Consider the following 1208-nt stretch of genomic DNA (forward strand, 5'->3'; position numbering starts at 1 on the left):
CGGCCGGGCGAGGGCGAGGGCAAGTCCGCGCCCGATACCGGACGAGGCGCCTGTGATCAGTATCGAATCCTGTTTCATATTCGCAGAATACATACACCCTGTTAGAACTGCGCTACTTCGTTTCCGCACCCGGCCCGTATCCAGACGGCCGCCAACCATGGAGAGCCGTATGAGCCAGCCTGCCACCCCCGTCCGCGCCAGCGCACGGGTTCCGGTCCAGCGCAGGGGGGTATGTCTGGTTATTTCAGCCCCGTCCGGCGCGGGCAAGTCCACCATCGCCAATGCGCTGCGCGCGTCCGAGCCGCAACTGCTCCATTCCGTTTCGGTCACCACGCGCCAGCCCGGCCGGGGGAAAGTGATGGCATCCACTACCACTTCCGCGACATGGCGGAGTTCATGCGCATGGCGGAAGCGGGCGAGATGCTGGAATGGGCACCGTGTTCGGCCGGGGCTACGGCACGCCGCGCGCGCCGGTGGAACAGGCCCTGGCGGAGGGGCGGGACATGGTGTTCGACATAGACTGGCAGGGCCACCGGCAGATCCGCGCGGCCCTGCCCGATGATGTGGTCAGCATCTTCGTGCTGCCGCCCTCCATCGCGGAACTCGAGCGGCGGCTGAACGGTCGCGCCTCCGATGAGGCCGATGAGATCGCGCGCCGCATGCAGGCCGCGCGCGACGAGATCTCGCACTGGGATGAGTTCGATCACGTCATTATCAATTCGGAACTGGACCAGGCCATAACCGAGGCCCGCGCCGTGCTGGTCGCGGCCCGGCTGGAGCGCCACCGGCAGGTCGGGCTGGCCGGTCTGGTCACCAGCTTCGGACTCTGATCCCGCCCGGCCCTACCGGGCCATGCGGGGCGGCGTGGCAGGCATGTGTCACATGCGGCCCGCCGCATGGACAGGGCGTGTAGAATCGGGGGATATGCTCCCGCGGCTCCCTTTCCGACCTCCGTCCCGGATCATCATGCCTGTTCCCCTCCCACCGTCCTCCACCATGCCGTTCTGGATGATCGCCCTGCTGGGGCTGATCACGGCCATCGGTCCCCTCGCCACGGATATGTACCTGCCCGCCTTCCCGGCCATGGATCAGGAACTGGCGGGCGGTCATGCCGGGGCCAGCCAGGTTACGCTGGCGGCGTGGTTCGCCGGGCTTGCGGTGGGGCAGTTCAGCCTTGGCCCCCTGTCCGACCGGCTGGGGCGGCGGAT

General features: G+C 67.9%; 3 pseudogenes. 2 read left to right on the forward strand and 1 reads right to left on the reverse strand.

Going from position 1 to position 1208, the window contains the following annotated elements:
* Positions 1 to 276: pseudogene (locus tag JCM25156_RS31620) on the reverse strand (hypothetical protein); the annotation flags it as partial.
* Between JCM25156_RS31620 and gmk the strand changes: the two are divergent.
* Both gmk and JCM25156_RS25785 read left to right on the forward strand, forming a co-directional pair.
* Positions 170 to 830: pseudogene (gmk, locus tag JCM25156_RS32460) on the forward strand (guanylate kinase). The pseudogenes JCM25156_RS31620 and gmk overlap by 107 nt on opposite strands.
* A gap of 136 nt (positions 831 to 966) precedes the next feature.
* Positions 967 to 1208: pseudogene (locus JCM25156_RS25785) on the forward strand (multidrug ABC transporter); the annotation flags it as partial.

The sequence above is a fragment of the Komagataeibacter kakiaceti JCM 25156 genome, from assembly GCF_000613305.1.